Genomic DNA, 3021 nt, shown 5'->3' with positions numbered 1-3021 from the left:
TTTTCATCGGAAGTGGTCGGGGGTTCGAACCCCTAATCGCCCACAAAAAACTCCTTAAGAAATTAAGGAGTTTTTTTTGCTATTTATTAGAAAATTATAAGTTAAAAAAAATTGTACAGCAGAATATAAGAATTCTTCGCAGAGTAGAAGAATTAAAATTCAAGAGCTAACATAAAATAAAGATTAGGTTAGCTGACTCAGAGCATTCCGATTTTTCATCGGAAGTGGTCGGGGGTTCGAACCCCTAATCGCCCACAAAAAACTCCTTAAGAAATTAAGGAGTTTTTTTGTACTATTTATTACTACGACTTAGCGATACTAAACAGACACAATTTCCTTAACTGCCTCGACAAACAAATCAATTTCATCGAAAGTATTATAATAATGAGGAGATGCTCTCACTGCCCATTTTACCCCCTTTTCATCAAAATCAATAACAGCGAAATTTCTAAAACTCGGAACCACATTTATTTTTCTCTTCAGTAACTCATCAACAATATATTTTGGTTGAGAATCCTCGACAAAAAATGTCACCAGGCCTCCAAGTTCAGGTCCTTTATCCAAAACCCTAACTTTAGAAATTTTAGTCAGTTCGTCTCTCATATATTTTGACAACAACTGTATTTGCCTCCAAATTTTATCCTCCCCAATACTTAAACAATATTCAATAGCAGCTTTACTTCCCAAAACAAGAGCATAAGCAAATTCCCAATCTTCAAAACGTTTAGCATCTGGTTGTTGTTTATATTCATCTTTTTCAATCCAATCAGCACCTCTCATATCAATAAACAAAGGCTCGAGTCCAGACTCAAGAACCTTGTCCGAAACATACAAAAACCCAGTGCCACGCGGACCTCTCAAAAATTTCCTTACCGTAATACTTAAAAAATCACATTTCAATTCCTCAACATCCAATTTCAATTGCCCTACTGATTGACAAGCATCCAAAATATACCAGGTTTTATCAATATGCACTTTGGCATAACGATCGTATATTTCACCTATACTTTTAACAGGCTGAACCAAACCGGAATTGGTTGGAATATGCGTTATAGCCAGTAATCTTGGCTGAAGAGAAAATAATTTTTCCTCGAGATCTTTCAGATCAACACCTCCTGCCTCAGCATTCTTTATTCTTACTATTTTTATTCCAAATCGTTTCTGACATGAAATAAACTGAATTTGATTCGAAATAAAATCATCATTATCAGTCAAAATTACATCTCCCATCAAAAAAGGAATAGAAGACAACGCACGGGTATAAGAATCCGTAGCACTTGCAGTAAAAGCAATATTCGACGGATTACAATTAACTAATTTTCCCGCCTGAGCGTAAAATTCCTTTATTACATCTGCCTTCAAAGCTGCAGCCTCATACCCCCCAATTTCAGACTCTAACTTTACATGTTCCAAAATAGATCGAGTTACCACATCAGGCATTAGACCTGCACCAGCATTGTTAAGATGGTTTACATTTTCACACCCAATTGTTTCACTTCTAAACTTTTCAATTTCTTCTTCAGAAAAAACACTTTCATTTCTTTTCATTATTCTTCTTTTATGTTAAATATTACAACACAAAACTACTTATACCTTCCTGCTTTATTTCCGCGCATAAATACTACAAATAACTAATTTAACCTAAATTTACTTGAAAATCAGGTAAAAAATGCAAGCACTCGACGAATACGACAAAAAAATTTTACAATACATTCAAAAAAACAATAGATTGACTGCGCAAGAACTTGGCGACTTAGTGAATTTAAGCAGTTCAGCCGTACAAAGAAGATTAGCAAGATTAAGAGAAAATAAAATAATAGAGGCTGATATATCGATAATAGCACCAAGCATTATTGGCTTAACGATTACTTGCGTAGTAGACATTATTCTAGCGGACGGAAATTCAAAAGCCTTAGAAAAATTTAAGAACTCTATGCGGAAATGCCACGAAGTGATGCAATGTTATTTCGTCACCGGTACCTATGATTTTGTCATTATTGTAAACACAAAAGACATGCAGCATTACGAATCTTTTGCCAAAAAATGGCTAATGGACGATCCTAATGTTAAACATTTCTACACTCATGTAATAATGGACAAGGTAAAAGTTGGCTACGATGTAGCAATTTAACCCTATACTACTTCCCATAAAAACCACTTCAAAACAGGCGATTTAAATCGCTTTTCTCATCTAAAACAAGCAAGAAACCTTACTCTCAAGATAAAACTAAAAATAAAGTACTAAAAACACTTAAAAAACATCTCAACTACGCATTCTCTATACGGTTGCATATTCATCTTTTCGTGTTAGTTAATTATTATGGCGTTCCCCTTTGGGTCGGGCTGTCCGCTAAATCTTTTGCGATAGAAGTTTCAGGGATTTTTTAAATATACGGTCATCGCAAAAGGATATCACTCCCATCCCTAACGCTGTCAACGATAAAAAGAATATTTAAAGAAAAAAGGGACTATAGTTTTTAACCGCAAAGAGCGCGAAGATTTACGCAAAGCACACAAGGAAAAAGGGCTGAAAGCCCGAAAAGCAAAGAGCATGGCGCGAGGCACTACGTATGAACCAAAATGAACAGCAAATATCGCCCTGAAAGGGCAGAAGCAATTTTCATTTCTACAAATCAAAAAAATCCGTTTTGATCCGTGTTTTCGCCTGCCGAATTCGTATCATCCGTGTGTTATTTTTTTAACCGCAAAGTCCGCGAAGGTTTACGCAAAGCACGCAAGAAAAAAGGGCTGAAAGCCCCAAAAGCAAAGAGCATGGCGCAAAGCACCATGAAATAAATAAAAATAATGTCATTTTCGCCCTGAAAGGGCAAAAGCAATTTGAATTTCTGCCAATCAAAAAAATCCGTTTCAATCCGCGTTTTCGCCTGGCGAATCTGTATCATCCGTGCACAATTTTTTTTAACCGCAAAGAGCGCAAAGATTTAAAAACGTTATAAAACAAAAAACCCTATCCGATTTGGATAGGGTTCTTAAAAGAAAGGCGACGACATACTCTCCCAC

General features: G+C 35.9%; 3 protein-coding genes. 1 reads left to right on the top strand and 2 read right to left on the bottom strand.

Going from position 1 to position 3021, the window contains the following annotated elements; all coding sequences use genetic code 11:
* Positions 1–318: 318 nt before the first annotated feature.
* Positions 319–1548, bottom strand: a complete 1230-nt coding sequence (locus tag JO950_RS21595) for an aminotransferase class V-fold PLP-dependent enzyme (protein WP_202704488.1) — start codon at positions 1546–1548, stop codon at positions 319–321.
* A gap of 121 nt (positions 1549–1669) precedes the next feature.
* On the opposite strand from JO950_RS21595, the gene JO950_RS21590 reads away from it, so the two are divergent.
* On the top strand, positions 1670–2131 hold the full coding sequence (locus tag JO950_RS21590; protein ID WP_202704487.1) for an Lrp/AsnC family transcriptional regulator: 462 nt from the start codon (positions 1670–1672) through the stop codon (positions 2129–2131).
* A 559-nt stretch (positions 2132–2690) separates the two neighbouring features.
* On the opposite strand, the gene JO950_RS21585 is transcribed toward JO950_RS21590, so the two are convergent.
* Positions 2691–2903, bottom strand: a complete 213-nt coding sequence (locus JO950_RS21585) for a hypothetical protein (protein WP_202704486.1) — start codon at positions 2901–2903, stop codon at positions 2691–2693.
* Between the last annotated feature and the right edge of the window lie 118 nt (positions 2904–3021).

This window comes from Flavobacterium sp. UGB4466, from assembly GCF_903469665.1.
GTDB lineage: Bacteria > Bacteroidota > Bacteroidia > Flavobacteriales > Flavobacteriaceae > Flavobacterium > Flavobacterium lipolyticum.
Note: the sequence above shows the minus strand (reverse complement) of the source record. Positions and strands in the feature narration are given on the sequence as shown.

Coding starts and splice junctions, on each gene's coding strand:
- JO950_RS21595 (WP_202704488.1), bottom strand. CDS start 1,548: ATGAAAAGAAATGAAAGTGTTTTTTCTGAAGAAGAAATTGAAAAGTTT.
- JO950_RS21585 (WP_202704486.1), bottom strand. CDS start 2,903: ATGATACAGATTCGCCAGGCGAAAACGCGGATTGAAACGGATTTTTTT.
- JO950_RS21590 (WP_202704487.1), top strand. CDS start 1,670: ATGCAAGCACTCGACGAATACGACAAAAAAATTTTACAATACATTCAA.